The sequence below is a fragment of the Pseudonocardia oroxyli genome, from assembly GCF_900102195.1.
GTDB lineage: Bacteria > Actinomycetota > Actinomycetes > Mycobacteriales > Pseudonocardiaceae > Pseudonocardia > Pseudonocardia oroxyli.
Genome location: NZ_FNBE01000008.1, coordinates 98,001 through 123,791, shown reverse-complemented (window position 1 = coordinate 123,791; position 25,791 = coordinate 98,001). Strand labels below are relative to the sequence as shown.

At 73.2% G+C, this 25,791-nt stretch carries 29 protein-coding genes; 11 read left to right on the top strand and 18 right to left on the bottom strand.

All coding sequences use genetic code 11. The annotated features are described in order from the left end of the window. Positions 1–3: 3 nt before the first annotated feature. Entirely contained in the window at positions 4–429 is a 426-nt protein-coding gene (locus tag BLS43_RS14025) for an NUDIX hydrolase (protein ID WP_093083913.1), read from the top strand. On the opposite strand, the gene BLS43_RS14020 is transcribed toward BLS43_RS14025, so the two are convergent. Further along, positions 426–929 carry a MaoC family dehydratase gene (locus BLS43_RS14020; RefSeq protein ID WP_093084291.1) on the bottom strand — a complete coding sequence of 168 codons (504 nt, stop codon included), beginning with the start codon at positions 927–929 and terminating at the stop codon, positions 426–428. The two genes, BLS43_RS14025 and BLS43_RS14020, sit on opposite strands and share 4 nt — an antisense overlap. A 316-nt stretch (positions 930–1,245) precedes the next feature. Here BLS43_RS14020 and corA point away from each other — a divergent pair, with 316 nt between their 5' ends. Both corA and BLS43_RS14010 read left to right on the top strand, forming a co-directional pair. After that, positions 1,246–2,268 carry a magnesium/cobalt transporter CorA gene (corA, locus tag BLS43_RS14015; protein WP_093084288.1) on the top strand — a complete coding sequence of 341 codons (1,023 nt, stop codon included), beginning with the start codon at positions 1,246–1,248 and terminating at the stop codon, positions 2,266–2,268. A 53-nt stretch (positions 2,269–2,321) separates the two neighbouring features. Then, a complete protein-coding gene (locus tag BLS43_RS14010) occupies positions 2,322–3,281 on the top strand; it encodes a DUF5914 domain-containing protein (protein WP_093083910.1) in 960 nt (319 codons plus the stop codon). 135 nt (positions 3,282–3,416) lie between these two features. Here BLS43_RS14010 and BLS43_RS14005 read toward each other — a convergent pair whose 3' ends face one another. Both BLS43_RS14005 and BLS43_RS14000 read right to left on the bottom strand, forming a co-directional pair. Further along, positions 3,417–4,973, bottom strand: coding sequence for a class I SAM-dependent methyltransferase (locus tag BLS43_RS14005; RefSeq protein WP_093083907.1), 1,557 nt, complete (start codon positions 4,971–4,973; stop codon positions 3,417–3,419). A gap of 51 nt (positions 4,974–5,024) precedes the next feature. After that, complete coding sequence (locus BLS43_RS14000) at positions 5,025–5,546, bottom strand: YflT domain-containing protein (protein ID WP_093083905.1); 522 nt, start codon at positions 5,544–5,546, stop codon at positions 5,025–5,027. Positions 5,547–5,913: 367 nt separating this feature from the next. Between BLS43_RS14000 and BLS43_RS13995 the strand changes: the two genes are divergently transcribed. Next, positions 5,914–6,147, top strand: a complete 234-nt coding sequence (locus tag BLS43_RS13995) for a hypothetical protein (RefSeq protein WP_143030041.1) — start codon at positions 5,914–5,916, stop codon at positions 6,145–6,147. A gap of 52 nt (positions 6,148–6,199) precedes the next feature. Here the strand turns inward: BLS43_RS13995 and BLS43_RS13990 are convergent, their stop codons facing one another. From BLS43_RS13990 to BLS43_RS13980, 3 genes are all read right to left on the bottom strand, one after another. Beyond that, on the bottom strand, positions 6,200–7,393 hold the full coding sequence (locus tag BLS43_RS13990) for an acyl-CoA dehydrogenase family protein (RefSeq protein ID WP_093083899.1): 1,194 nt from the start codon (positions 7,391–7,393) through the stop codon (positions 6,200–6,202). 11 nt (positions 7,394–7,404) lie between these two features. Further along, a complete protein-coding gene (locus tag BLS43_RS13985; RefSeq protein ID WP_093083897.1) occupies positions 7,405–8,376 on the bottom strand; it encodes an HpcH/HpaI aldolase/citrate lyase family protein in 972 nt (323 codons plus the stop codon). Positions 8,377–8,494: 118 nt separating this feature from the next. Then, positions 8,495–9,343 carry a PhzF family phenazine biosynthesis protein gene (locus tag BLS43_RS13980; RefSeq protein ID WP_093084285.1) on the bottom strand — a complete coding sequence of 283 codons (849 nt, stop codon included), beginning with the start codon at positions 9,341–9,343 and terminating at the stop codon, positions 8,495–8,497. A 55-nt stretch (positions 9,344–9,398) separates the two neighbouring features. On the opposite strand from BLS43_RS13980, the gene BLS43_RS13975 reads away from it, so the two are divergent. Then, positions 9,399–10,655 carry a magnesium transporter MgtE N-terminal domain-containing protein gene (locus BLS43_RS13975; RefSeq protein ID WP_093084282.1) on the top strand — a complete coding sequence of 419 codons (1,257 nt, stop codon included), beginning with the start codon at positions 9,399–9,401 and terminating at the stop codon, positions 10,653–10,655. Further along, positions 10,648–11,133 (top strand): DUF1003 domain-containing protein, encoded by a 486-nt coding sequence (locus tag BLS43_RS13970; RefSeq protein WP_093083894.1) that lies wholly within the window; start codon positions 10,648–10,650, stop codon positions 11,131–11,133. Before BLS43_RS13975 ends, BLS43_RS13970 begins: the two co-directional genes overlap by 8 nt. Positions 11,134–11,185: 52 nt before the next feature. Here BLS43_RS13970 and BLS43_RS13965 read toward each other — a convergent pair whose 3' ends face one another. Continuing rightward, positions 11,186–11,614 (bottom strand): MarR family winged helix-turn-helix transcriptional regulator, encoded by a 429-nt coding sequence (locus BLS43_RS13965; RefSeq protein WP_237193702.1) that lies wholly within the window; start codon positions 11,612–11,614, stop codon positions 11,186–11,188. Positions 11,615–11,786: 172 nt separating this feature from the next. Here BLS43_RS13965 and BLS43_RS13960 point away from each other — a divergent pair, with 172 nt between their 5' ends. Continuing rightward, the gene (locus BLS43_RS13960) at positions 11,787–12,941 is read left to right on the top strand and encodes an Mrp/NBP35 family ATP-binding protein (protein ID WP_176921326.1); all 1,155 of its coding nucleotides are present in this window, start codon (positions 11,787–11,789) and stop codon (positions 12,939–12,941) included. Positions 12,942–12,988: 47 nt separating this feature from the next. Here BLS43_RS13960 and BLS43_RS13955 read toward each other — a convergent pair whose 3' ends face one another. Continuing rightward, positions 12,989–14,245, bottom strand: coding sequence for an aspartate aminotransferase family protein (locus BLS43_RS13955; RefSeq protein ID WP_093083886.1), 1,257 nt, complete (start codon positions 14,243–14,245; stop codon positions 12,989–12,991). Between the two features lie 102 nt (positions 14,246–14,347). Next, a complete protein-coding gene (locus tag BLS43_RS13950; RefSeq protein WP_093083884.1) occupies positions 14,348–14,713 on the bottom strand; it encodes a nuclear transport factor 2 family protein in 366 nt (121 codons plus the stop codon). A 110-nt stretch (positions 14,714–14,823) separates the two neighbouring features. On the opposite strand from BLS43_RS13950, the gene BLS43_RS13945 reads away from it, so the two are divergent. Next, positions 14,824–15,618, top strand: a complete 795-nt coding sequence (locus tag BLS43_RS13945; RefSeq protein WP_093083881.1) for a helix-turn-helix transcriptional regulator — start codon at positions 14,824–14,826, stop codon at positions 15,616–15,618. Here BLS43_RS13945 and BLS43_RS13940 read toward each other — a convergent pair. From BLS43_RS13940 to BLS43_RS13920, 5 genes are all read right to left on the bottom strand, one after another. Next, a complete protein-coding gene (locus BLS43_RS13940; protein ID WP_093083878.1) occupies positions 15,615–16,538 on the bottom strand; it encodes an AEC family transporter in 924 nt (307 codons plus the stop codon). The genes BLS43_RS13945 and BLS43_RS13940 overlap by 4 nt on opposite strands. Positions 16,539–16,605: 67 nt before the next feature. Next, positions 16,606–17,316 carry a GntR family transcriptional regulator gene (locus BLS43_RS13935; RefSeq protein WP_245707489.1) on the bottom strand — a complete coding sequence of 237 codons (711 nt, stop codon included), beginning with the start codon at positions 17,314–17,316 and terminating at the stop codon, positions 16,606–16,608. Continuing rightward, positions 17,313–18,029, bottom strand: coding sequence for a maleate cis-trans isomerase family protein (locus BLS43_RS13930; protein ID WP_093083875.1), 717 nt, complete (start codon positions 18,027–18,029; stop codon positions 17,313–17,315). The genes BLS43_RS13935 and BLS43_RS13930 overlap by 4 nt, the downstream gene beginning before the upstream one ends. Before the next feature lie 90 nt (positions 18,030–18,119). Beyond that, positions 18,120–18,878 (bottom strand): maleate cis-trans isomerase family protein, encoded by a 759-nt coding sequence (locus BLS43_RS13925; RefSeq protein ID WP_093083872.1) that lies wholly within the window; start codon positions 18,876–18,878, stop codon positions 18,120–18,122. A gap of 11 nt (positions 18,879–18,889) precedes the next feature. Beyond that, positions 18,890–19,387 (bottom strand): DUF3830 family protein, encoded by a 498-nt coding sequence (locus tag BLS43_RS13920; protein ID WP_218129818.1) that lies wholly within the window; start codon positions 19,385–19,387, stop codon positions 18,890–18,892. Between the two features lie 94 nt (positions 19,388–19,481). Between BLS43_RS13920 and BLS43_RS13915 the strand changes: the two genes are divergently transcribed. Together BLS43_RS13915 and BLS43_RS13910 are read left to right on the top strand one after the other, a co-directional pair. Then, positions 19,482–20,441 (top strand): D-2-hydroxyacid dehydrogenase, encoded by a 960-nt coding sequence (locus BLS43_RS13915; protein WP_093083868.1) that lies wholly within the window; start codon positions 19,482–19,484, stop codon positions 20,439–20,441. Between the two features lie 34 nt (positions 20,442–20,475). Next, positions 20,476–21,870 carry an amidase gene (locus tag BLS43_RS13910; RefSeq protein ID WP_093083865.1) on the top strand — a complete coding sequence of 465 codons (1,395 nt, stop codon included), beginning with the start codon at positions 20,476–20,478 and terminating at the stop codon, positions 21,868–21,870. Between the two features lie 44 nt (positions 21,871–21,914). Here BLS43_RS13910 and tatB read toward each other — a convergent pair whose 3' ends face one another. From tatB to sigE, 4 genes are read right to left on the bottom strand one after another with little or no spacing between them, the layout of a single operon-like run. After that, entirely contained in the window at positions 21,915–22,346 is a 432-nt protein-coding gene (gene tatB / locus BLS43_RS13905) for a Sec-independent protein translocase protein TatB (RefSeq protein WP_093083863.1), read from the bottom strand. A gap of 20 nt (positions 22,347–22,366) precedes the next feature. Beyond that, complete coding sequence (locus BLS43_RS13900) at positions 22,367–23,878, bottom strand: S1C family serine protease (RefSeq protein ID WP_093083860.1); 1,512 nt, start codon at positions 23,876–23,878, stop codon at positions 22,367–22,369. Positions 23,879–23,914: 36 nt separating this feature from the next. Further along, positions 23,915–24,571 carry an anti-sigma factor family protein gene (locus BLS43_RS13895; RefSeq protein ID WP_093083858.1) on the bottom strand — a complete coding sequence of 219 codons (657 nt, stop codon included), beginning with the start codon at positions 24,569–24,571 and terminating at the stop codon, positions 23,915–23,917. Beyond that, positions 24,568–25,170 carry an RNA polymerase sigma factor SigE gene (gene sigE / locus BLS43_RS13890; RefSeq protein ID WP_093083855.1) on the bottom strand — a complete coding sequence of 201 codons (603 nt, stop codon included), beginning with the start codon at positions 25,168–25,170 and terminating at the stop codon, positions 24,568–24,570. The genes BLS43_RS13895 and sigE overlap by 4 nt, the downstream gene beginning before the upstream one ends. Positions 25,171–25,354: 184 nt before the next feature. Between sigE and BLS43_RS13885 the strand changes: the two genes are divergently transcribed. Then, positions 25,355–25,777 carry an O-methyltransferase gene (locus BLS43_RS13885; RefSeq protein WP_093083852.1) on the top strand — a complete coding sequence of 141 codons (423 nt, stop codon included), beginning with the start codon at positions 25,355–25,357 and terminating at the stop codon, positions 25,775–25,777. Positions 25,778–25,791: the final 14 nt, after the last annotated feature.

Below are 25,791 nucleotides of genomic sequence, written 5' to 3'. Positions count from 1 at the left end.
CCGATGACCGAGGGTAGCCGACACGTTGCGTGCGTGGGAGGAATCGCCCACACGGGGGACGGACGGATCCTGCTGGTCCGGCGTCGGAACGAGCCGGGCCGAGGTCGCTGGTCCGTGCCGGGCGGGCGGGTCGAGCCCGGGGAGTCCGACGCGCAGGCCCTGGTCCGCGAGATGGCCGAGGAGACCGGCCTGACGGTCGAGGTCGGCGCGCTGGTCGGCACCGTCGTCCGCGGGGACTTCCACATCACGGACTACCGCTGCACCGTCGTCGGCGGCACCCTGCGGGCCGGGGACGACGCCGCGGACGCCCGCTGGGTGGACGCCGCGGAGTTCGCCACCCTCCCGCTCGTCGAGGGCCTCGCGGAGACCCTCGACGGCTGGGGTGTGCTCCCCCCGCGCCGAGGGTCGATCCGCCAGCTCCCCTCCTAGACGGCGGGCGTGGGGCGGCCCGGCTGCTCGCCACCGCGCGAGTCGCCGTAGGAGCGCTTCGGCACCATGACCTTGCGCCGGAACGTGCAGACGACCGTGCCGTCCTGCTTGTAGCCGATCGTCTCGACGTAGACCACGCCCCGGTCGTCCTTGGACTTCGACTCGGTCTTGTCCAGCACCCGGGTCTCGCCGTAGATCGTGTCGCCGTGGAAGGTCGGCCTGGTGTGCTTGAGCGACTCGACCTCGAGGTTCGCGATCGCCTTACCGCTGACGTCGGCGACGGACATGCCGAGCAGCAGCGAGTAGACGTAGTTGCCGACGACGACGTTCTTGCCGAAGTCCGTCGTCTCCTCCGCGTAGTGAGTGTCCATGTGCAGCGGATGGTGGTTCATCGTGATGAGGCAGAAGAGGTGGTCGTCGTACTCGGTGACCGTTTTGCCGGGCCAGTGCTTGTAGACCGCACCGACCTCGAACTCCTCGTAGTAGCGCCCGAACTGCAACGTCTTCGCCTCCATCGCCGATAGGTCTTACGGCCGGGTAATCTATCCGGTGGCCCACGGGTGGCGACCCGTTCAGCAGGAGGAGGTGACGCGCGTCATGGATCCCGCGCCAGGCAGTAGTACGAAGCGCGTCCCCGTCGTGTCCACGGTGTCAGCGGCCTCCTAGCCGCTCCGGTCCGGCGAGGCGTGCGCTCTCCGCAGTCCTCGTCCGTCCTCTCGCCGGAGGTGCGCCGTGCCGCCCCTGTCCAGGCTCCGCCCTGTCATCAAGGCCGCGGGCAGCCGCGCCCTCAACGGGCGCTCCACCCACACCAGCGTGATGCCGCGGCTGCGGGTCCCCGTCTCCGCGTACGTCGTGGACTGCGGGGTGTACGTCGACGGCAGGCGACTGCCCGGCCGATGGTCGCACGACCGCGCGATCGACGAGGTCCGCGAGCGTGGCGAGGGCTTCGTCTGGATCGGCCTGCACGAGCCGAACGACGACCAGATCGAGGGCATCGCCGAGACCTACGGGCTGCACGAGCTCGCCGTCGAGGACGCGGTGCACGCCCACAACCGGCCCAAGCTCGAGCGGTACGACGACTCGCTGTTCATGGTGCTCAAGACCGTCCGCTACGTCGGGCACGCGGAGCCGACCAGCGCGAACGAGATCGTCGAGACCGGTGAGGTGCAGGCCTTCGTCGGGCGGGACTTCGTGGTGACCGTCCGGCACGGGCAGCACTCCGGGCTCCAGCAGGTCCGGCGCAGACTGGAGGAGGACCCCGAGCAGCTCGCGCTCGGCCCGGCGGCCGTGCTGCACGCCATCGCCGACCACGTCGTCGACACCTACCTCGAGGTCGTCGAGGCCATCGAGGACGACATCGACGAGATGGAGGCGGAGGTCTTCGCCCCGCGCTCCACGATGGACCCCGAGCAGATCTACGTGATGAAGCGCGAGATCCTCGAGCTCCGCCGCGCGGTGATGCCGCTGCTCAAGCCGCTGCACAAGATCACCGAGGGGTACAGCTCGCTGGTCCCGCACGAGGTCCGCTCGTACTTCCGGGACGTCGAGGACCACCTGTCGAGCGTCGCGGAGCGCGTGGTCGGCTTCAACGAGCTCCTCACGACCCTGGTGGACGCCGTGCTGGCCAAGGTGTCCATGCGGCAGAACTCGGACATGCGCAAGATCACCGCGTACGCCGCGCTGATCACCGTGCCGACGATGTTCGCCGGCATCTACGGGATGAACTTCGACTACATGCCCGAGCTGCACTGGCAGTTCGGCTACCCGCTGGTGATCATCGTGATCCTGGGGATCTGCGGCATGATCTACCGGTCCTTCCGCAAGAACGGCTGGCTGTAGGACTCGGCAGGACTCGGCGCGCCGCCCCGTCGCGGTCGCCGTAGCCTGGCCGGGTGCCGAAGCGACCGGTCAACCCGCTCAGGCTGCTCGACCTGCCCCGCTGGGCCGACCAGGAGCCGTCCTGGACGCAGGCCGATCCCGCGCTCATCGAGGCGGCCACGGAACGGGCGCTGGCCCGGCCCGCCGGCGGCTGGGTCGTGGTGTGCGGCAGCCGCGAGATCGCGCCGACCTTCGGCCGCACGGTGGCGGGCCGCGAGATCGTCGTCTGGCGGACGGCGTCCGGCGAGCTGCGGGCCGGGCCGGGTGCCTGTCCGCACCTCGGCGCCGCCCTGTGCGACGCACCCGTGGTCGGCGAGAACCTCGTCTGCCGCTGGCACGGCCTGCCGCTGGGCCGGGACTGGGGCACCTACCCCGTGCACGACGACGGCGTGCTGGCCTGGGTCCGCCTGGACGCCCTGGGCGAGCCCCCGCTCGACGCCCCGGTGCTCGGCCCGCGCCCGCCCGCGGGCGGGGTGCCCGCGGTCGCGACGGTGATCGGGCGCTGCGAGCCGCGAGACGTCCTGGCCAACCGGCTGGACCCCTGGCACGGCTCGTGGTTCCACCCCTACTCGTTCGCGCAGCTGCGGGTCCTCGCCGCGCCGCGGCCCGGCGCGGCGGAGCCGGAGGACCGGTTCCTCGTCGAGGTCGGCTTCCGGGTCGCGGGGCGGCTCGGCGTGCCGGTGAAGGCCGAGTTCAGCTGCCCCGACCCGCGCACGGTGACCATGGAGATCGTCGACGGCGAGGGCACCGGCTCGGTGGTCGAGACGCACGCGACCCCGCTGGGCCCGGGCCCCGACGGCGCCCCCCGCACGGCGGTGATCGAGGCGGTCGTCGCCTACTCGGACCGCCCCGGGTTCGGGCACGCCGCGAAGGTGGCCGCCGTCCTGCGCCCGCTCATGCGCACCGCCGCGGCGCGGCTGTGGCGAGACGACATCGCCTACGCCGAGCGGCGCTACACCCTCCGCTCGCGGTAGGCCTGGTCGCACGTGTCGTGCGTTCAGTGCGGTCGGCGGAGCGAGAGCGCACGTTTCGTGCACTCACTGCTGCATGATCACCGGTCCCGTGCACTCAGCGTGGTGCGCACCGCACTGAGTGCACGAAACGGGCGATCAGGAACGCGGGTCGTCCTCGCGTTCGGCGCGGGTGAGCCACGCGCCGTCCGACCTGGTCGGCTTGGGCGCACGCGTGAACCGGTCACGCAGGCGGGGGCGCTGCTGCGGTGCGTCGGTCAGCGGCGGCACCTCGTCCACCGGGTCCGCGCCCGGATCGTTCGCATCGCTCTCGCGCACGCCGGGCCGCTCGCTGACCGGGGCGACGTCCTCGTCGTCGTCCAGCTCGAAGGGGTCCGCGGGATCGCTCGGCGCCACGGCCCGCACCTCCGACCGCGGCGACCGCGGCGCAGGCGTGGGGCGGAAGGGGGCCGGCTCCGGCTCGACCGGTGCCGCCTCCGATACGGGCTGGGCCACCTCGGGCCGCGTGGGCCGAGACTGCACCACCTCGGGCTGCACCACCTCGGGCTGCGCCGACTCGGACTGCACCACCTCGGGCTGCGCCGGCCGAGACTGCACCGCCTCCGCCTCCGGGCGCCCCGCATCGGTCTCGGGCTCGACAGGCGCCGGTTCAGGCGCCCGACCCGCCTCGGGCCCCGCAGCCTCGCCAGGTGCAGACGAGAATCCCGCGGCGGGCGGATCGGGGACGACCCGCAGGCCCTGGGGCGGGGTCTCGGCGTCGGGATCGGCCTCGGGATCGACGTCGGCCCGGACGGGGCCGGAACGACCGGCGGAGCGCGGCGCGTCCTCCGGCGGGGGCTCCGGCACCGCCCGCGGCGCGGGCAGCACCACGCGGCCGCGCACGCCCGGACCGGGCCGCGGGCCGCGCGGGGCGGGCGCGTCGGTGAACGGAAGGCCGAGGTCGTCCGGGCCGCCGCGGTCGTCGTGCACCGGGGCGCGGGCGAGGAAGGTGTGCAGGACGTGTTCCATCCGGCCGCCGAAGGTCTGCACCCGGATGTCGGTGAACCGGGCCCGCCCCAGCCGCTCGCGGAACTCGGTGACGCTGTCGAAGCGCGTGACCGAGCGCCAGAGGTACTCGCCCATCCCCGGGACGCGGCCGTGCGTGCGGATCCGCGTGAGGTAGGCCAGGCAGGTCGCGGCCCAGGTCCGGCGCGCCGCCCGGTTCCCGCGCACCGAGTACTCGTGCACGGCGAGCGGCGCCCCCGGGACGAGGAGGTCCCGCAGGTAGGCGAGGGTGTCGTCGAGGTTGCGCTGGTGACGCATCTCGTAGGCGACGAGGATCGCGTCGAACGGGCCGGGCAGGTTGCGGCGGGCGAGGGCGTCCCCGAGGTTGTAGAGCGTGGCGGTGACGAACCAGTAGTCCGGCGGCCAGTCCTCGGACTGCGCGTGCCGGGTGAGCTCGTGCGACTCGTCGACGGCCACGACGCGCCACCCGGGGGCCTCCTCGGGCACGCCCTGCACGGCGGCGCCGCTGCCCGCCCCGATGATCAGCAGTCGTTTCCCGGTGCCGGCCAGCCCCATCCGGTGCACGCTGAGCTGAAGCTGCTCGCGGAAGGTGGGGTTGTTGCGCAGCAGCCGGTCGAACGCCCGCGCCGGCTGCCCCGAGCCGTCCGCCGCGTGCGGCTGGGCGCGGGTGTCCGTCTCGGTGGCGTTCACGCCCCCGATCCTCGCGCATCAGCCGCGCGCGCCCAAGGGGACGCGCGGGTGTCAGAACCCGGCCGTGGTCCCCATGGCCAGCTTGGCGAGCAGCTCGCGGGCCTTCTCGGCGTTGCGGGGCTGGCACAGCACGTCGTAGCGGCCGGCGACCATCTGGCTGGCGGAGGTGAAGTCCCGCCGCCCGCGGGTGCCCCAGTACTGCGCCGCGGCGAACGCGAGCCCGAACACGACGCCGCCCGCGAGGGCGACCAGGATCCGCACGAGCGAGTCCCCGGCGGTGCTGAACAGCGACAGCAGCAGCCCGACGAACAACCCGAACCACGCGCCGGAGGCGGCGCCGGACGCCAACACGCGCCCCCAGGTCAACCGCCCCACGATCCGTTCGACCAGCATCAGGTCGACGCCGACGATCGTCACGTCCCGGACCGGGAAGTCGCTGTCGGCGAGGTGGTCGACGGCCCGCTGCGCCTCCTCGTAGGTGGCGTACGAGCCGACCGGCCATCCGGTGGGCGGGGTGGGCAGGTTGGGCAGCCCCGGCGCGGGTCGCCCGCTGCCGCCGAACGGGGTGGTCACGGGTTCACTCCTCGAGTACATCGGACACCGGGAACATCTCGGCGTCCATCATGTCAACGACAGGAGCGCCCCCGAAGTGCCCCATCCACGGTCACGATAGAGGCACGAGCGGAAGCCTGCCGAGATCCGCCGTCCCGACTCGGAACTCTCTCACCGATCGTGATGATTCCGCAGGTCCAAGCAACCGTTTGGGCCGTTCGGAGGTAGGAAACCGCGTCATCCGCTCCGTACCGTCGATGACGGGGGTCAGGAATCGGCCGTGTCGGCCGAGCGGAAATCGCGGGGATCAGACGGGCGCTTCCGCATGCCCGGGCACGGGCTGGCGGGATACGCCCCGGTCCGTCATGCCCGCGGCACGGGGGTGCACATGACGATCGAATCGGCCGCGAGCGGAATGAGCGGCGCGACCATGGTGGTGGTGCTCGTGGTGGTGCTGGTGCTCGGCTACGTGGTGTCGGTGTTCCTGCACCCGTTCAAGGTGTGCCCCAGCTGCAAGGGATCACCCCGGAGCTACGGGAGCATCTATACGAAGTCGTTCCGCAACTGCACGCGCTGCGGCGGCAGCGGCCGCGTCCGACGCTTCGGCGCGGGAGACGGCTGACCCACCTCGTGAGTGGCGATGGTCGCCCTGGCGACCATCGCCACTCACGAGGTCAGCGGCTCCTATACTCCTTGAGCAGGCCGCGGGAGATGATCGTCTTCTGGATCTCGCTGGTGCCCTCGCCGATCAGCAGGAACGGGGCCTCGCGCATCAGCCGCTCGATCTCGTACTCCTTGGAGTACCCGTAGCCGCCGTGGATCCGGAAGGCTTCCTGCGTGACCTCGGCGCAGTACTCCGACGCGAGCAGCTTGGCCATGCCCGCCTCGACGTCGTTGCGCTCGCCGCGGTCCTTCAGCCTCGCGGCGTTGACCATCATCAGGTGGGCGGCCTCGACCTTGGTGCCCATCTCGGCCAGCTTGAACGCGATGGCCTGGTGCTCGGCGATCGGCTTGCCGAAGGTCGAGCGCTGCTGGGCGTACTCGGCCGCCAGCTCGAACGCCCGGATCGAGATGCCGCACGCCCGCGCGGCCACGTTGACCCGGCCGACCTCGACGCCGTCCATCATGTGCGAGAAGCCCTTGCCCGCCTCCCCGCCCAGGATCTGGGCGCCGGGGATGCGGAAGCCGTCGAACACCGCCTCGGTGGTGTCGACGCCCTTGTAGCCCATCTTGTCGATCTTGCCGGGGATGGTGAGGCCCGGGAGGACCTCTCCGAAGCCCGACGGCTTCTCCACCAGGAACGTGGTGAGGTTCTGGTAGGGCTTGGGCTGCCCGAGGTCGGTCTTCACCAGCAGCGCGATCAGGTTCGACGAGCCGCCGTTGGTCAGCCACATCTTGGCGCCGTCGATGACGTAGTCGTCGCCGTCTGCCTTGGCGCGGGTCTTGATCGCCGCGACGTCGCTGCCCAGGTCCGGCTCGGACATGGAGAACGCGCCGCGGGTCTCGCCCTCGGCCATCTTCGGCAGGTACTTCTGCTTCTGCTCCGGCGTGCCGTGGTGCATCAGCATGTACGCCACGATGAAGTGCGTGTTGATCACGCCGGAGACGCTCATCCACCCGCGCGCGATCTGCTCGACGACGAGGGCGTAGGTCAGCAGGGACTCGCCCAGGCCGCCGTACTCCTCGGGGATGGTGAGGCCGAACAGCCCCATCTCCTTCATCCCGTCGACGATGTCCTGCGGGTAGGCGTCCGCGTGCTCCAGGGCGGTGGCGTGCGGGATGATCTCCTTGTCCACGAACGTACGGACGGTGGAGATGATCTCCTCCTGCACGTCGGTGAGACCGGCGGTCTGGGCCAGGCGGGCCATGGGTCTACCTCTCAGTCCTGCGGCGGGGTCCACTTGTCGGTCCGCGACATGCCCGCGGCCCGACCCTTGCCCGAGATCACCAGCGCCATCTTGCGCGAGGCCTCGTCGATCATCTCGTCGCCGAGCATCGCCGCGCCGCGCTTGCCGCCCGCCTCGGAGGTGAACCAGTCGTAGGCGTCGAGGATGTTCTCGGCGTGGTCGTAGTCCTTCTGCGACGGGCTGAAGGTCTCGTTGGCCGCGTCGATCTGGCCGGGGTGCAGCACCCACTTGCCGTCGAAGCCGAGCGCGGCGGCGCGACCGGCCACCCGCCGGAACCCGTCGACGTCCTTGATCTGCAGGTACGGGCCGTCGATGGCCTGCTTGTCGTGCGCGCGGGCCGCCATCAGGATCGACATGAGGATGTGGTGGTAGGCGTCCCCCACGTCGTAGCCGGGCGGCTGCTCGCCCACGACCAGCGACTTCATGTTGATCGACGCCATGAAGTCCGCCGGGCCGAAGATGATCGTCTCGACGCGCGGGCTGGCCTGCGCGATCTCGTTGACGTTCGTCAGGCCCAGCGCGTTCTCGATCTGCGCCTCGATGCCGATCTTGCCGACCTCGTAGCCGAGGGTCTTCTCGATCTGCGTCATCAGCAGGTCCAGGGCGACGACCTGCTGCGGCGTCTGCACCTTCGGCAGCATGATGGCGTCGAGGTTGGCGCCCGCCCCCTCGACGACCTCGACGACGTCCCGGTAGGTCCACTCGGTCGTCCAGTCGTTGACCCGGACCACGCGGGCCTTCTCACCCCAGCCGCCCTCGTTCAGCGCGGCGACGATCGTCTTGCGGGCACCCGGCTTGGCCAGCGGCGCGCACGCGTCCTCGAGGTCGAGGAAGACCTGGTCCGAGTTCAGCGTCCGGGCCTTGTCGATGAACTTCTGGCTCGAACCCGGCACCGCCAGGCAGGACCTGCGGGGGCGGAGCGGGCGGGTCGCGTCGGACGTCACTGTCGAACTCCTCGTCGATGGTTCGGACTCGTCGGATCGTGGCACGTTCGCCCTCCCGACGCGCCGTCGAGGTGATTGGTTTCTCACCCACGGGAGGTCGAGGGCGGTTACCCGGCGGTCAGGGCAGGGCGGTGAGCTCGCCCCGGGACACCGCGACCACGCCGCCACGGACGGTCGTCGCCGTGGCGCGGCCGTCGGTGGACGCCACCGTGACGTGCAGCGTCGACGGCCGCCCGATCTCCGCGCCCTGGGAGACGGTGAAGGCCGTGTCCCCGTCGTCGAGCAGGCCGCGGTCGGCCAGGAACACCCCCAGCGCGACGGCGGCGGAGCCGGTCGCGGGGTCTTCGTCCACCCCCACCCCGGCGCCGAACATCCGCGCGTGCGCGTGGCCGTCCTCCCAGCTCGCCACCAGCACCCCGGTCAGCCCGAGCGCGGTGATCGCGTGCGGGTCGGGCGCGCACCGGGCCACCGCGTCCGGGCGGACCAGCAGGAACGCGTACGGCACGCCCGCCGCGGCGATGCCCGGGGCGGCGGCGCCGTCGACGTCGTCCGCGGTCAGGCCCACCGCCGCGGCGAGCAGCGGGGCGTCCACGTCGTCGCCCACCTCCGGGCGACCGCCCGCGACCCGCGCGCCGTCGGCGTCGACGTGCACGGGCAGCAGGCCCGCCCCGCACTCCTGGACGACGTCCCCGTGCGCGATCGCGCCGTCGCGCGCCAGCACCCAGGCGGCCCCCACACTCGGGTGCCCGGCGAACGGCAGCTCGACCGCCGGGGTGAAGATCCGCACCCGGTAGTCGGCGACCTCGCTGGGCAGGGTGAACACCGTCTCCGAGAGGTGGAACTCCCCCGCGATCCGCTGCATCGCCTCGGTGTCCAGCTCCCGGTCCTCCGACCGCACCACGGCGAGCGGGTTGCCGGCGTACGGCCGGTCGGTGAACACGTCCACGACGTCGAAGCGCAGCCCCATGGCCGCGAGCGTAGGCGCCGTCACGCGCGCCGCCACACGGCCTAAGCTCCAGCTCATGGGCACCAGCCGGATCTTCGTGGCACGGATGGCGGGGCTCGCCGTCTTCGGCCCGGACGGGGCGCGGATCGGGAAGGTCCGGGACGTCGTGACCACGCTGCGGGTGGATGCGACCCCGCCGCGGGTGCTGGGTCTGGTCGTCGAGCTCTCCAGTCGGAGGCGGATCTTCGTCCCCATGCTGCGGGTGGCGGACGTCGACGCCGCCGCCATCACCCTGGCCAGCGGCTCGGTGAGCCTCTCGGGTTTCACCCAGCGCCCCAACGAGACGCTGGTGCTCGGCCAGCTGCTCGACGCGCCGGTCACCCTGCGGGACTCCGGGGAGCCCGCGACGGTCGTCGACGCGGCGATCGAGCCCACCCGCAAGCGGGACTGGGTGGTGGCGCGGTTGGCCGTCCGCCGCGGACCCCGCCGGTTCCGCAGCCGGTCCGGGGTGAGCGTGCTGCCGTGGAGCGCGGTCAGCGGGCTCACCCTGTCCGACCGGCAGGGCACCGAGGGGCTGCTCTCGGTGTTCGACGCGATGCGGCCCGCGGACGTCGCCGCCGCGTTGTCCGAACTGCCCCGCAAGCGCCAGCACGAGGTGGTCGACGCGCTCGACGACGAACGCCTGGCCGACGTGTTCGAGGAGCTGTCGGAGAGCGACCAGCGCGAGCTGATCGGGCACCTGGACGTCGAGCGCGCGGCGGACGTGCTGGAGGCCATGTCCCCGGACGACGCCGCGGACCTGCTCGGCGAGCTCGGCGACGAGGAGGCGGGCAGGCTGCTCTCGCTGATGGAGCCCGAGGAGTCCGAGCCGGTCCGCAGGCTGCTGACCTACGCGGCGCGCACCGCGGGCGGGCTGATGACCCCGGAGCCGATCGTGCTGCGGCCGGACGCCACGGTCGCCGAGGCGCTCGCGCACGTCCGCAACCCCGACGTGCCGCCCGCGCTCGCCAGCATGGTGTTCGTCTGCCGCCCGCCCAGCGCCACCCCGACGGGCCGCTATCTGGGCTGCGTGCACGCCCAGCGGCTGCTGCGCGAGGCCCCGTTCGAGCTGGTCGCGGGCCTGGTCGACAGCGAGCTGGCCCGCCTGGACCCGGACGCCGGGATGGACGAGATCACCCGCTACTTCGCCACGTACAACCTGGTGGCGGGCCCCGTCGTCGACGCCGAGGACCACCTGCTCGGCGCCGTCACCGTCGACGACCTGCTCGACCACCTGCTGCCCGACGGCTGGCGGGACCAGCCCCTCACCGACCCGGAGGTGACCCGTGCCTGAGCTGCAGCCCGGCCGCCGCCTCGACCAGCCGCTGCTGGGCAGGCGCGGGCTCGAGTTCGACCCGAGCGCGTTCGCCAGCGCCGCCGAGCGGGTCGCCCGCTACCTCGGCACCGGGCGCTACCTGGCGATCCAGACCGTGATCGTGGTCGCCTGGATCGCGCTGAACGCCGCCAGCTGGTGGCTGCAGTGGGACCCGTACCCGTTCATCCTGCTCAACCTGGCCTTCTCCACCCAGGCTGCGTACGCCGCCCCGCTGATCCTGCTCGCCCAGAACCGCCAGGACGACCGCGACCGCATCGCCCTGGACGAGGACCGCAGGCGGGCCGAACGCACCAAGGCGGACACCGAGTTCCTGGCCCGCGAGCTCGCGGCCCTGCGCATCGCGCTCGGCGAGGTGGCGACCCGCGACTACCTCCGCAGCGAGGTCGACCGACTGGCCGCGATCGTCGAGGGCCGCGAGAAACCCCGTCGGCGCTGACGCGCCCGTGCGTGGCGAGTGGTGCCAGAGCACCACTCGCCACGCACGACCCCTACGGCGCCAGCTCGCGCGTGACCCGTTCCAGGGTGGCCAGCTGGTCGGGGGTCAAGTGCTTGACGAAGTGCTCGGTGACGCCCCGCAGGTGGGTGCGGCTGGCGGTGCGGAGCCGGTCCAGCCCCGCGGACGTCAGGCCCGCGGCGACCCCCCGGCCGTCGCCCTCCACCCGGGTGCGGCGCACGAAACCGGCGCGTTCGAGGCGGTCCACCAGGCGGGTCACGCCCGAACGGGACAGCAGCACGGCGTCGGCGAGCTCGGTCATCCGCAGGCGCCGGTTCGGCGCCTCGGCGAGCTGGACCAACACGTCGTAGGCGGCGAGCGAGAGGCCCTGTTCGGCCACGAGTTCGGTCTCGAGCGCCCGGGTGACCGTCGCGTGTGCGCGCAGGAAGGCCCGCCACGACGCCAGCTCCTCCGGGCGCGGCACCTGCCGTGGAGCAGATCCCCCCGCCCGGTCGTTCCCCCCGTGCGCGGACCGCCTGGAACCTTCAGCGATGTCCGTCACGGTCACAGATGGTACGGACCTGCGTGACGGTCCGTGGGCGCACGTAGCATGGAGCGGTCCTGCACCGACCCGGAAAGGCTCAACGGAGACCCTGATGTCCGTCATGGGAAACACCAGCACCGAGGCCGTCGAGCAGGCGGTCCGAGCCGCGCTCGCCCAGGTCGAGGACCCCGAGATCCGCAAACCGATCACCGAGGTCGGCATGGTCAAGGGCGTCGCGGTGTCCCCGGACGGCGTGGCGTCGGTCGGGGTCTACCTCACCGTCGCAGGCTGCCCGATGAAGGAGACGATCACCTCGCGCGTCACGAACGCGGTGGGCGCGGTGGCGGGCGTGCGCGAGGTCCGCGTGGAGCTCGACGTGATGTCGGACGAGCAGCGCACCGAGCTGCGCAGGAAGCTGCGCGGCGACTCCGCCGAGCCGGAGATCCCCTTCTCCCAGCCCGGCAACCTGACCCGCGTCTACTGCGTGGCGTCCGGCAAGGGCGGCGTCGGCAAGTCGAGCGTCACGGTGAACCTGGCCGCGGCGATGGCGGCCAAGGGCCTGCACGTCGGCGTGGTCGACGCGGACATCTACGGGCACTCGATCCCGCGGATGCTCGGCGCGGCGGACCGGCCCACCAAGGTCGACGACATGATCATGCCCCCGCAGAGCCACGGGGTGAAGGTCATCTCGATCGGGATGTTCGTGCAGGACAACACCCCGGTCGTCTGGCGCGGGCCGATGCTGCACCGGGCCCTCGCCCAGTTCCTCGGGGACGTGTTCTGGGGTGACCTGGACGTCCTGCTCCTGGACCTGCCCCCGGGCACCGGTGACATCGCGATCTCCACGTCGCAGCTGATCCCCAACGCCGAGCTGCTCGTCGTCACCACGCCGCAGCAGGCCGCCGCCGAGGTGGCCGAGCGGGCCGGCTCGATCGCCGTGCAGACGCGGCAGCGGATCGCGGGCGTCATCGAGAACATGTCGTGGCTCGAGATGCCCGACGGCAGCCGCATGGAGGTCTTCGGCGCGGGCGGCGGTCAGACCGTCGTCGACCGCCTGACCCGCACCCTGGGCGCCTCGGTCCCGCTGCTCGGGCAGGTCCCGCTGGAGGCGGGCGTGCGCGAGAGCGGCGACTCCGGCACCCCGATCGTGCTGCGCAGCCCGGACTCCCCGGCGGCGCGGGTGCTCAGCGGCATCGCGGACAAGCTCACCGTCCGCTCCCGCGGCCTGGCGGGCATGTCCCTGGGTCTGAGCCCCGTCCGCAAGTGAGCTGTGAGTGGCGATGGTCGCCATGGCGACCATCGCCACTCACGAGGTCAGGCGGTGGCGTCCGAGAGCGCCTTGCTCCACAGCGCCACGCCCTCGTCCACCTGCTCGGCGGTCGTGATCAGCGGCGGGATGAACCGCACGCAGTTGTTGTAGGGGCCGCAGGTCAGCAGCAGCAGGCCGTGGTCGGCGGCGGCCTTGTGCGCCTGGACGGCGGTGGTCGGGTCCGGGGTGCCGTCCGGGTTCGTGAACTCGACGGCGACCATGAAGCCCAGCCCGCGGACGTCGCCGACCGTGCCGACCCCCTTCGACACCGACGCGACCCCGTCGAGCAGGCGTGCCCCGTTCACCCGGGCGTTGTCGACCAGGCCCTCCTCCTGCACCACGTCGAGCGTGGCCAGGGCGGCGGCGCAGGCCACGGCGTTCCCGCCGTAGGTGCCGCCCTGGGACCCCGGGCGGGCCTTGCTCATCAGCTCGGTCGACGCCGCGATGCCGGACAGCGGGAAACCGCTGGCCAGGCCCTTGGCGGTGATCAGGATGTCCGGCGTGAGGCCCTCGGCGTGCTGGTGCCCCCAGAAGGTGCCGGTGCGGCCGTAGCCGGTCTGCACCTCGTCCGCGACGAGCAGGACGCCGTGCCGGTCGGCGCGCTCCCGCAGGCCGCGCAGGAAGGCGGGCGGGGTGGGCACGTAGCCGCCCTCGCCGAGGACCGGCTCGATCACGAAGGCGGCGACGTCCGCGGCGGGCGCGGTCGACACCAGCTGCCGGTCCAGCTCCTTGAGCGCGAACTCGACGGCCTGCTCCTCGGTCCAGCCGTACCGGTAGGCGTACGGGAACGGCGCGAAGACGGTGCCGCCCATCATGGGGTTGTTGCCCGAGCGGATCTTGGCGCCGGACGTGGTCAACGCGGCGGCACCCATGGTGCGGCCGTGGAAGCCACCGTCGAACGCCAGGACGAGGGGGCGCTGGGTCGCGTGCCGGGCGAGCCGCACCGCCGCCTCGACGGCCTCGGAGCCGGAGTTCAGGAAGAACACCGAGTCCAGTGACGGCGGCAGCACCTCGCCGAGCCGCTCGGCCAGGCGGAGCAGCGGCTGGTGCATCACCGTCGTGTACTGGCCGTGGATCAGGGTGGCCACCTGCTCCTGTGCCGCCGCGACGACCTTCGGGTGGCAGTGCCCGGTGGACACGACGCCGATGCCGGCGGTGAAGTCCAGGTGCCTGCGGCCCTCGGTGTCGTACAGGTACACGCCTTCGCCGCGTGCGACCTGGACCGGGGTGGCCTGGGTCAGGACCGGGGACAGCTGTGCCATGGACGATGCTCCTGATCGCGAGTTGTCCTGTTGTCGACAATCAGCGTCGCACGGCCCCGGCCGCCCGGGCAAGGGGCGCCGCACATCCGGCGCCCCCGCCCGTCAGGCCGGGACCGGATCGCCGAAGAAGCCCGCGACCCGGGCCAGCCGGCCGTCGTCGGCGAGCGTGACGACGTCCGTACCGGTCAGCGCGGTCGCCCCGTCCGGGGCGAGCATCGCCCAGGTGTAGCGGGCGACGTCGTGGTGCGCGTCGACCGCGCTGGTCCGGCGGAACGCGTGGCCCGGGAACTGCGCCTGCAGCGCTCGGGCCACCGCGTCGATCCCGTCGGCGCCCGCGCCGGTCACGGGGGGATCGACCAGCTCGCCCTCCGGCGCCCAGACCTGCGCGATCAGGGTGGCGCGGGTGGCGGCGTCCGGCTCGGCGTAGGCCCGCAGCCAGGTGTCGACGGTGGTGGTCAGGTCGGTCATCTCGTCCTCCTCGTCGGTGGGATGGCTCCCACCCTGACCGCGCCGCCGCCGCGGGTCGATGACCTCTCAGGTCATGGCGGGCCTGACCTCGCGGCGCTAGCGTCCGGCCCGTGACCAAGCCGACGGTGGGCCCGCTGCTGCGGGACTGGCGGCGCCGCCGGCGGCGCAGCCAGCTCGATCTCGCACTCGACGTCGGCGTGTCGACCCGGCACCTGAGCTACGTCGAGACGGGGCGGGCCCAGCCCAGTGCCGAGCTCGTCCTGGCCCTGGCGGACGGCCTGGACGTGCCGCTGCGCGAGTGCAACACCCTGCTGCTGGCCGCCGGGTACGCCCCGCGCTACCCCGCCCGCCCGCTGGCCGACCCGGCGCTGCACCAGGCCCGCGCCGCCCTGCGCCGGGTGCTCGACGCCCACGATCCCTACCCCGGCGTGGTCGTCGACCGCGTGTGGGACGTCGTGCTCGCCAACCGCGCCGCGGCCGAGCTGCTCGACGGCGTCCCGGAGGCGTTGCGGCCGAACGTCTACCGGATGTGCCTGCATCCCGACGGGCTGGCCGCCCGCACGCGCAACCTCCCGGAGTGGGCGGGGCACCTGCTCCACCAGCTCGGTCGGTCCGTGGCACTGACCGGGGATCCGACGCTCGCCGCGCTGGAGCGGGAGGTCCGGGGCTATCCCGGCGTCGAGACGGCGGTGACGGCCCGCTCGTCGCCCCTGGAGCCGGTCCCGCTGCTGGTGCCGCTGCGCCTGGACCTCGACGGCACGGAACTCGCGCTCTTCACCACCGTGACCACGTTCGGCACCCCCCGGGACGTCACGCTCGACGAGCTCGCCGTGGAGCTGTTCTACCCCGCCGACGACTCGTCCGAGGCCCTGCTGCGCGGCACGCGCGCAGGACATCACACCTAGGTCGCCAGCAGACCCACGATCAGGAACAGCACGGGGACGGACACGATCGTCGTCGTCAGCGCGGCGTCCCGGCCGAGCCGCACGCCCTGGTCGAAGCGCACCGCGTAGCCGAAGACGTTCTGCGCGGTGGGCAGCGCCGCGCACACCACCACGGCCATGAGCGCGATCCCGGACAGCCCGAGCAGCAGCCCGAGGCCGAGCCCGATCAGCGGCTGGAGCACGTTCTTGATCGCCACGACCACCCACAGCGACGGCCCGACGTCACCGGTCCCCGGCCGCGCCGCCCCGCGCAGCGAGATGCCGAAGGCCAGCAGCATGCACGGCACGGCGAGGTCGGCGATCAGCTGCAGCGGCGCCATCACCGGCTCGGGAGGCAGCCATCCGGTGGCCGAGGCGACCAGGCCCGCGGCCGTCGCGATGGCCAGCGGGTTGCGCAGCGGCGCGGTCAGCGTGCGCCTGCGCGAGGTGCGCTCGCCCTGGTGGGACACGACGTCCAGCACGGTGGAGAACAGCGGGGCCAGGACCGCGAGCTGGAACAGCAGGACCGGCGCGATCTCGCCCGCGCTGCCCAGCGCGTAGGTGGCGATCGGGATGCCGAGGTTGCCCGCGTTGACGTAGCCGCTGGCCATCGAGCCGATCGCGATCTCCCCCGCAGGCCTGCGCCGCAGGAGCCCGAACGGCACGAACAACGCACAGGCCAGCGTGCTGGTCACCGCGGTGACGACCAGCCCCGCGGAGAACACCGCCCCGATGTCCTGCTGCGCGATCACCGTGAACAGCAGCGCGGGCGAGGCCACGAAGAACGCGGTGCGGGAGAGCACCTGTGTGGCCGACGGCCCGAGCACCCCGGCCCGGCCGATGCCGTAGCCGACCGCGATCACGACGGCGATGACGAGGAAGCCTTCTCCGATGCCGGTCACGAAGCGGTCACGCGGGGAGGATAAACCGGATGGCAACCGGTTGTCGTCGGCAAAGCGACGATCCCCACTACGCAGGCAGTGCGGGCGCCTCCCCACTCTCCCCGGCGGCGGGGTCGACGAGCGTGACGTCCAGGATCCGGGACACCGCGTCCGCCATGTGAGCCTCCAGCACCGCGGTCATCCGGGTGGCATCGCCCTGCTCCAGGGCGTCCCGCAGCAGCCGGTGCTCGGCCAGCAGGCTCTCGGGCGGCGGCGGGTTCTGCTGCAGCGCGGCCAGACACATCCGGGTCTCGACGAGCAGGGTGCGGGACATCCGGTGCAGCCGCGGGCTGCCCGAGGCGGCGACCAGCTCGGCGTGGAACTCGTGGTCGGCGTCCGCCAGCGCCACGGCGTCGCCCGCCGCGACGGCGGCCTCCATCGCCGCGATCGCGGTCGTCAGCCGGGCCACCGCGGGCGCCCGGTCGGGCGCGGCGAGCAGGAGCAGCGCCGCGGCCCGCTCGACGGCGGTGCGTGCGGTGTAGACGTCCCGGACGTCCGCCGCGTCGAGGTCCCGCACGAACAGCCCGCGGTGCCGCTCGCTGCGCAGCAGCCCCTCCGCCACCAGCCGCTGCATCGCCTCGCGCAGCGGCCCCCGGCTCACCCCGAGCCGCTGGGCCAGGTCGACCTCGCCCAGCTGGGTGCCGGGCGGGAAGGTGCCGCGCATGATCGCGGCGCGGATCCGGTCCGCGACGATCGCGGCCGTCGACCGCCTGCTGATGGGCTCGAGGGGATCGGTCACCGGAACAGCGCCCCCAACCCCGGCCGGGGTGTCGTGTCACCGGCCAGCCGCAGGCCCTGCCACACGCTGACCTGGTTCGCGGTCAGCACCGGCTTGCCCACCCGCTCGTCGAGCCGGTCGAGGAGCTCGACGGTGTGCAGCGCGGTGTCGGGCAGCAGGATCGCGTCGGCGTCCGGCCGGTCGACGGCGGCCGCGAAGTCCAGCACGACGTCCTCGGTCAGCGTCCCCACCTCGGCGGCGGTGACGATCCCGCGCGGGGTCATGGCGAGCACCGTGATCCCCGCCTTGCCCAGGAACTCCACGAACCGCTCGGCCACGTCCGCGGGGTAGGTCGCACCGACGACGACCGACCGGATCCCCAACGCCCGGCACGCCTCCACGAACGCGAAGGACGTGCTCGTGGCGGGCACCCCGGCGACCTCGCGCAGCGCCGCGACCTGGGCCTGCGCCCCGTCCCACCCGAAGACGAACGAGCCCGAGGTGCAGGCCCACACGATCGCGTCCAGCGGCCCGTCCGACGCGGCGAGGGACTGCGCGCCGTCGGCGAGGACGTCCTCGGAGCCCACGTCCAGCAGCGCGTCGACGCGGTGGGCGTCCTCGCGCATGAGGGTGTGGACGAGCGGGAGCCGGGTGCCGTCGCCGAGCAGGCGCTCGGCGCGCGGGTAGTCGTCCTCGGCGGAGAAGCCGGGGTACAGGATTCCGACGGTCGTCACGAGCGAGCCCCTCCCAATGCGATTGTCGACAACCGTACAACCCAGTGCTCCGTCGCAGAAGGTTCGGCACCGAACTCCCGCGACGGAGCCCTAGGCGACGGGAAGCGGGAGGGGCACGCCGAGCAGGGCACCCCCGCCCACCGCGTAGCGGCCGAGCGCCCGCAGCGACGCCCACATCGTGACCTGGTTCGCGGTGATCACCGGCTTGCCGAGCGCCTGCTCGAGCGGCTCGACGATGTCGTAGGTCGGCAGGTTGGTGCAGCTGATGAACAACGCGTCCGCCTCCGGGCGGTCCACCGCGCGGACGATGTCCACGACCTGCTCGTACCCGACCCGCCAGATGTTGCCGAGCAGCCCGAGCCCCTCGCTCGCCACCGTCTCCACGCCGCTGTCGGCGAGAAAGGTCACCAGCCGGTCCGTCACGGGCTGGATGTAGGGCGTGGCGATCGCGAGCCGGCGGACACCGAGCAGGTGCAGGGCCTCGACCAGCGCCCCGCTCGTCGTGGTGGCGACGGGCGCGCCCGCCTCGCACATCGTCCGGGTCAGCACGGCCTCACCGGCCACCCCGGACACGAAGCTGCCCGAGGTGCACGCGAACGTCACGACCCCGGGCCGCGGCGTCAGCACGTCCCGGGTGGCCCGGCGCACGGCCCGGCGGTCGGCGACGGCGACCGCCATCTCGACGGTGACCGGGGTGGTGAAGAAGGGCAGCCGGGTGAGGTAGAGCGACACGTCCTCGGGCGCCCAGCGCCAGAGCTCGCGGTCCAGCGCGAAGTCGAACGGGGCGACGACGCCGACACCCGGCGCATCGGACTCGTCGGCGCGTCCCACGGACAGTTCAGCGGGCACGACGGGCCCTCCTACTCCACGCGCTCGTAGACGAGCCGCTCCCCCACGCTGCCGGAGCGCCACACGTCGTGGCAGGCCTCCGCCATGGCGGGCAGATTCTCCACGATGGTCGCGTAGACGTTCCCCGGCACCCAGCCGACGTCCCCGTTGAGCAGCAGGTTGTTGCGGCCGTAGAAGACGGCCAGGTCGATGCCGCCCTCGGCCTGGTCGATGTCCTGGTCCTCCTTGAAGGAGGCGTCCAGCATGCCGCCGTGGAAGTCGAAGTAGCAGACGTCCCCCGGGATGGGGGTGACCGTCGGGTTCTCCTGGCCGATCGTCGGGCCGAACCGCCGGACGATCGAGTACACCTCGTTGCGGGCGTACTTGGCGTGCTGCGCGGGCCCGCCGAGCGGGCCCTCGCCGAGGGCCTCCCAGACCGCGGCGGCGGTGCGCGGCGCCTCCTTCTCGAGCAGCTCGGCGACGCACGAGACGCCGCGGCGTTCGAGGGTGATCCGGATGAGCTTCGGCACTGCCGCTCCCTAGCGATCGAAGGATTGTTGACAATCCTACGGCCGGTTCCTAGCGTGTCAAACACCGCCCAGCCCTGCCGAGAGGATCTTCCGCGTGCCGGTTTCGCCTGGTCAGCCCGTCGTCGCCGTATTGGCGGGGGAAGACCCACCCGGCGATCTGGGCGACGTCGAGGTGCGCCTCGCGGGCGACGCCGACCTCGCGGACGCCCTGTCCGGCGCGGACGTCCTGCTGGTCTGGGACTTCCTCTCCCACGCCGTGCCCGCGGCCTGGCGCGCGGCCGACACCGGCCGAGTGCGCTGGGTGCACACCGCCAGCGCGGGCGTGGACAAGGTCACCTTCCCCGAACTGCAGGCCCACCCCGCGCAGCTCACCAACGCGCGTGGGGTGTTCGACCGGCCGATCGCCGAGTTCGTCACCGGCGTGGTGCTCGCCTTCGCCAAGGACCTGCCCGGCTCGCTGCGGCTGCAGGCGCGCAGCGAGTGGCGCCACCGGGAGACGACGACGGTCGCGGGCCGCACCGCCGTCGTCGTCGGCAGTGGGCCGATCGGGCGGGCCGTGGCGGACATGCTGCGAGCGATCGGGCTGACCGTCGAACTCGTCGGGCGCCGGGCCGCCGCGGGGGTGCACGCCTTCGACGAGCTGTCCTCGCTGCTCCCGACCGCGGACTGGCTGGTCCTCGCCGCCCCGCTCACCGACGCCACCCGCGGCCTGCTCGACAAGGCCGCGCTGGACCTGCTGCCGGACCACGCCCGCGTCGTCAACGTGGGCCGCGGCGGGCTGGTCGTGGAGTCGGACCTCGTCGCCGCGCTGGCCGAGGGCCGGATCGCGGGCGCCGCGCTCGACGTCTTCGAGGTCGAGCCGCTGCCCGCCGACTCGCCGCTGTGGACGATGGAGAACGTGCTCGTCACGCCGCACATGTCCGGTGACGTCGCGGGCTGGCGCGCCACGCTGCAGGATCAGTTCCTGGCCAACCTGGCCCGCTTCCGGGCGGGCGAACCGCTGGCCAACGTCGTCGACAAGTCCCTCGGCTATGTGAAGGGTGCCTCCTCGTGACCACCGCCGACACACTCTCTCCCGTGGAGGCGAGATGAGCACCGCTGACCTCTCCGCCACCGAGCTGCTCGCCGGGTACGAGAAGGGGGAGATCTCGCCGGTCCAGGCCACGCAGGACGCGCTCGACCGCATCGAGGAGTACGACGCGGCGGTCCACGCGTTCACCCTGGTCGACGCGGACTCCGCACTGGCGAGCGCCCGCGAGTCCGCGGAGCGCTGGAAGGCGGGCACCCCCGTCGGCCCGCTCGACGGCGTGCCCACCTCGATCAAGGACATCCTGCTCACCCGGGGCTGGCCGACCACCCGCGGCTCGTGGGTGGCCGAGCAGCCCGAGCCGTTCGACGTCGACGGCCCGCCGGTCGCGCGGGTCCGGGAGGCGGGCGCGGTGCTGCTCGGCAAGGTGACCACGCCGGAGTACGCGTGGAAGGGCGTCACCGACTCGCCGCGCTGGGGGGTCACCACCAACCCCTGGGACCCCACGAAGACCGCGGGCGGCTCGTCCGGCGGGTCCGCCGCGGCGGTGGGCCTGGGCATGGGCGCGCTGTCGCTGGGCACGGACGCGGGCGGCTCGGTCCGGATCCCCGCGGCGTTCACCGGCACGGTCGCGCACAAGTCGACCTACGGTCGCGTCGCGCACCACCCCGGCAGCCCGTTCGGCACCCTCGCGCACGTGGGCCCGATGACCCGCACCGCCCTGGACTCGGCGCTGCTCCTCGACGTGATCGCCGGGTTCGACGCCCGGGACCCCTGGCTCCTCGACACCCCGCCCCGCTCGTTCGCCGAGCAGGCGGTCGAGGGCGTCGCCGGGCTGCGCATCGCGGTCAGCCCCACCCTCGGCCACGTCGACGTGCACCCGGACGTGAAGGCGGCCTTCGAGGCCGCCGCGGAGGTGTTCGCCCGGCTCGGGGCGGTCGTCGAGCGGGCCGATCCCGGCTTCGCCGACTGCGTCGACCCCTTCCACGTGCTGTGGTTCGCGGGCGCCGCGAAGTGCCTCGAGCCGTACTCGGCCGCCCAGCGCGAGCGGATGGACCCGGGTCTGGTCGAGGTGGCCGAGCTCGGCGCGACCTACTCGGCCACGGACTTCCTCGGCGCCATGGCGGTGCGCAACGACATGGGCTCGCAGATGGGCGCCTTCCACCGCGAGTTCGACCTGCTGCTGACCCCGACGCTGCCGATCCCCGCCTTCGACGGCGGCCTCGAGACCCCGTCCGGCCAGGGCCGGTGGACGAGCTGGACGCCCTTCACCTACCCCTTCAACATGACCCAGCAGCCGGCGGCGAGCGTCCCCTGCGGCCTCACCGGCGACGGGCTGCCGGTGAGCCTGCAGATCGTCGGCCCGCGCCACGCGGACGGCCGGGTCCTGGCCGCGGCGCACGCCTTCGAGCAGGCCACGGAGCACCACAAGGCCGTCCCGACCCTGCTCCGCTGACTGTGAGTGGGGATAGTCGCTCTGGCGACCATCCCCACTCACAGTCAGGTGGCGTCGGGGTCGATCGGGGGGCGCTCGTCGGGGGCCAGGCGTTCGACCGGTCTCGACGCGGGTGGGGCCGCGGGCGGGGTCGACGCGCCGTTGGTGCCGTTGGTGCCGTTGGTGCCGTTGCCGTTGTTCTTCAGGGCGTTGAGGCCCAGCGGGTCGGCGTCCCCGTCGAACAGGGTGCGGCGGACGGCGGTGCGGGGGTTGAAGTTCCGCAGGCTCTGCAGGTCCTGCAGCGGCTTGCGCAGTTCCTCGAACTCCGGCCCCATCTCGTCCCGGAGCTTGGTCTGCGCGCCGGTCGCGTACTCGCGGACCTGGCGGATGGTCTTGCCCAGCCACGCGGCGGCCGAGGGCAGCCGCTCGGGGCCGAGGATGAACAGCCCGGCCACCACGATGACCAGGATCTCCCCCCAGCCCACACTGTCGAACACGGCGCCAGCCTAGCCGGGTCTCAGTCCGAGCCCAGTGTGACGGTCACGGTGAGCGGACGTCCGTCCCGGATGAGCTCCACGGGCACCGCCTCGCCCGGCTCGCCCTCGCGCACCGCCACGATCAGCTCGTCCGCCCCGGCGATCGTCCGGTCCCGCACCTTCACCAGCACGTCCCCCTCCAGGATCCCGGCCTGCGCGGCGGGACCCCCCGCGACGACGTTCTGGACCTGGGCTCCGTCCGCGCTGCCGTCGGTGACCGAGCGGGCGTTCACGCCCAGGTCGGCGTGGGTGACCGTCCCGGTGCGGATCAGCTCCTCGGCGATCCCGCGGGCGTCGTCGATCGGGATGGCGAAGCCGAGGCCGATCGACCCGCCCTCGTCCTGCCCGCCGGAGAGGCTGCGGATGGCCGTGTTGATCCCGACGACGGCGCCGGTCGCGTCCACCAGCGCGCCGCCGGAGTTGCCGGGGTTGATCGCCGCGTCCGTCTGCACCGCGTCGATGACGGCGATGTCGTCGCCCTGACCGTCGAGCCGGACGGGGCGGTCCAGCGCGCTGACGATCCCGGTGGTCACCGTGCCGGCGAGCCCCAGCGGCGAGCCGATCGCGATCACCGAGTCGCCGACGGCGAGCCCGCCGCGACTGCCGAACTGGGCCACGGTCGGGTTGGTGACCTGCACCTTCAGCACCGCGAGATCGGTCTTGGGGTCCCGCCCGACGACCGCCGCGGGCACCCGGGTGCCGTCGTTGAACACGGCCTGGACGGTGCCGTTCGGCGTGTTCGTGGCGGGCGCGATGACGTGGTTGTTGGTCAGCACGTACCCGGCGGGGTCGATCACGACGCCGGAGCCGGTGCCGCCCTGGTCCCCCACCTTGACGTCGATCGACACGACGGCCGGCAGCACTCGCGCCGCGACGTCCGCGACGGATCCCGGCGGGCGCTCCTTGGCCTCGCTCACCTCCGCGAGCGTGGCCCCCGGATCGGTCAGCGAGTTCGCCCCCTCCACGGTGTAGCGCCCGACCATCCCGCCCACCGCGCCGACGAGCAGGGCGATCAGCCCGAGCACGACCAGCGCCCGCGGCTGCACCCGCCCGCCGAACAGCACCTCGCGCACGGACAGCCGGGGGCCGGGCACCGGCGCGGACACCGGTGGCCGGTCGGCGACGGGCGGCGGGCCCAGCTCGACACCGGTCTCCGGGCGGCGCCAGGGGTCCTCCCGGGCGGGGGTGTCGCCGTCCCAGAAGGCGTCCTCGTCCGGGTGGCGCGGGCCGCCGGTCTCGGGCGGGCGCTGCAGTGCGGGCCCGGTCGATCCCTCGGCCCGGCCGAACGCGCCGGCCAGCGCCGCGGTGGGCGCCGGGGCGAGGCGGGTGCGGGAGCCGTTCGGTGAGGTCGCGCGGTCACCGAACGCCCCGTCGACACCCTCCGGACGCCCGAACACCGAGGCCGCCTCGGGATCCACCGGCGGGCGGTCGAGGCCGCGGGGCCCCAGCCGGGGCGGGGCGTCCCGGTCGGCCGGGTCCTGGGCGTCGGACACGGGACGATCCTGCCGGACGAGGGGTGAAGTCCCCGTCTACCTCTCCGGCACCCGGGTGGGCGACGGCGTGGGGGTCGGGGTGCTGCGGACCGCGGCGGGCTGCACCGTGGGGCCGGTGTTGAGCCGGGCGGTGCCCGCGTTCGGCGTACCCAGGACGGGGCCGCCGAGGACTCCACGGTCCGGCTGGGCGGGCGGGGTGCTGGAGGTCGCCGACGGCAGCCCGACGAACGCCAGCGCGCCGAGCGCGAGCCCGGACACCGCCGTGACCCCGACCCGCGTGCGGCGCCGGGACTGGACGGGAACGGTGTGCGCGGCGTCCAGCCCGGCGGGGGCCACCAGGGCCTGCGGGCTCAGGACCTCCGGGCGCAGCACCGACACCAGCTCGCCCTCGGCCGTGACGGCCAGGCCGGGCGGCGGGCCGGGCAGGTCCGTGTCCTGCGGGATGGAGCCGAGCTTGGTGCGCAGCCAGTCCGGCACCCGTGGCTCGTCGGCGGCCCGCAACGCGGACCGCACCTGCCGCTGCGCCACGACCTCGGCCGAGCACTCCCCGCAGTCCGCGAGGTGCTGCTCGGCACGGGCGTGCGCGGCGGCGGACAGTTCGTCGTCGACGTAGGCGACCACCGCGTCCAGCGACAGATGGTCGATGCCCCAGTCCCGCCCGAACCTCCGAGAGCCACGCAGCCCGTCGGTCATGCGACCGCTACCTCCTTGTGCGTACCGTCACCCTCCAGGGCGCGCTGCCGCTCGATCGCCTGACGCAGCGCGGCGCGGCCCCGGTGGATCCTGCTCCTCACCGTACCCAGCTTCACCCCGAGGGTGGCGCCGATCTCCTCGTACGAGAGCCCCTCCACGTCACACAGCACGACCGCGGCCCGGAACTCCGGGGCCAGCTCGTCGAGCGCGGCCTGCAGGGTCGGGTCGAGGTGGGTCGCGGAGAACACCTCCTCCGGCTCCGGGCCACCGCCGGGCAGCCGGTCGGTGTCCTCGGGCAGGCCCTCCATGCGCAGCCGGGCGCGGCGGCGGACCATGTCCAGGAAGAGGTTCGTGGTGATGCGGTGGAGCCACCCCTCGAAGGTGCCGGGGCGGTAGTTGGCCAGGGACCGGAAGACCCGGATGAAGGTCTCCTGGGTGAGGTCCTCGGCGTCGTGCGGGTTGCCCGTGAGCCGGTAGGCGAGCCGGTAGACCCGGTCCGCGTGCTCCCGGACGACCTCGTCCCAGCTCGGCGGCGTCCAGTCGGACACCTCCGCGGGCTTCGACTCGTCGAAGCCCACTGTGGCCGGTCGGCTCGTCATGGGGGGAGCGCACCTCCTGCGGCGGGTCGTGCCGTCCGGTTCAACGTCGGGCCGGCGGGGTTGGTTCCCGGCCCCGGCGTGGGTGCGACGACCCCGCTCCCACGACCATCACGATGACGGACCCCCGTGACAGGAGCGTGATAGTCGTCTGAGAAGAACCTGTGAACCAGTATGTTCTCGATCTATGCTGCTCCGGTTCCTGGCCGCGACGACCTGCGCCCGCGCCGTCGTGGAGATCGGCACCGGCTCCGGCGCCACCGGGCTGGCCCTGTTGAGCGGCATGGCGGCCGACGGCACGCTCACCACGATCGACGTCGACCCCGAGGTCCAGCGGGCCGCGCGCCGCGTCTTCCTCGACGCCGGGCACGCCCCCGGCCGGTTCCGGCTGATCAACGGGCTGGCGTCCGAGGTGCTCCCGCGGCTGACCGACGGCGGGTACGACCTGGTCGTCGCCCACGCCGCGGAGGTCGACCACCTCGCCGAGGCGGCCCGGCTCCTGCGGCCCGGCGGGGTGGTCGCGCTGGCGGGCGGCACCGTCGAGGAGGACGACGAACGGTGGGTCGCCACCGTCCTCCCCGACGGGATGCTGCTCGCCACCCGCCGCTGAGGTCGTGAGCGGGG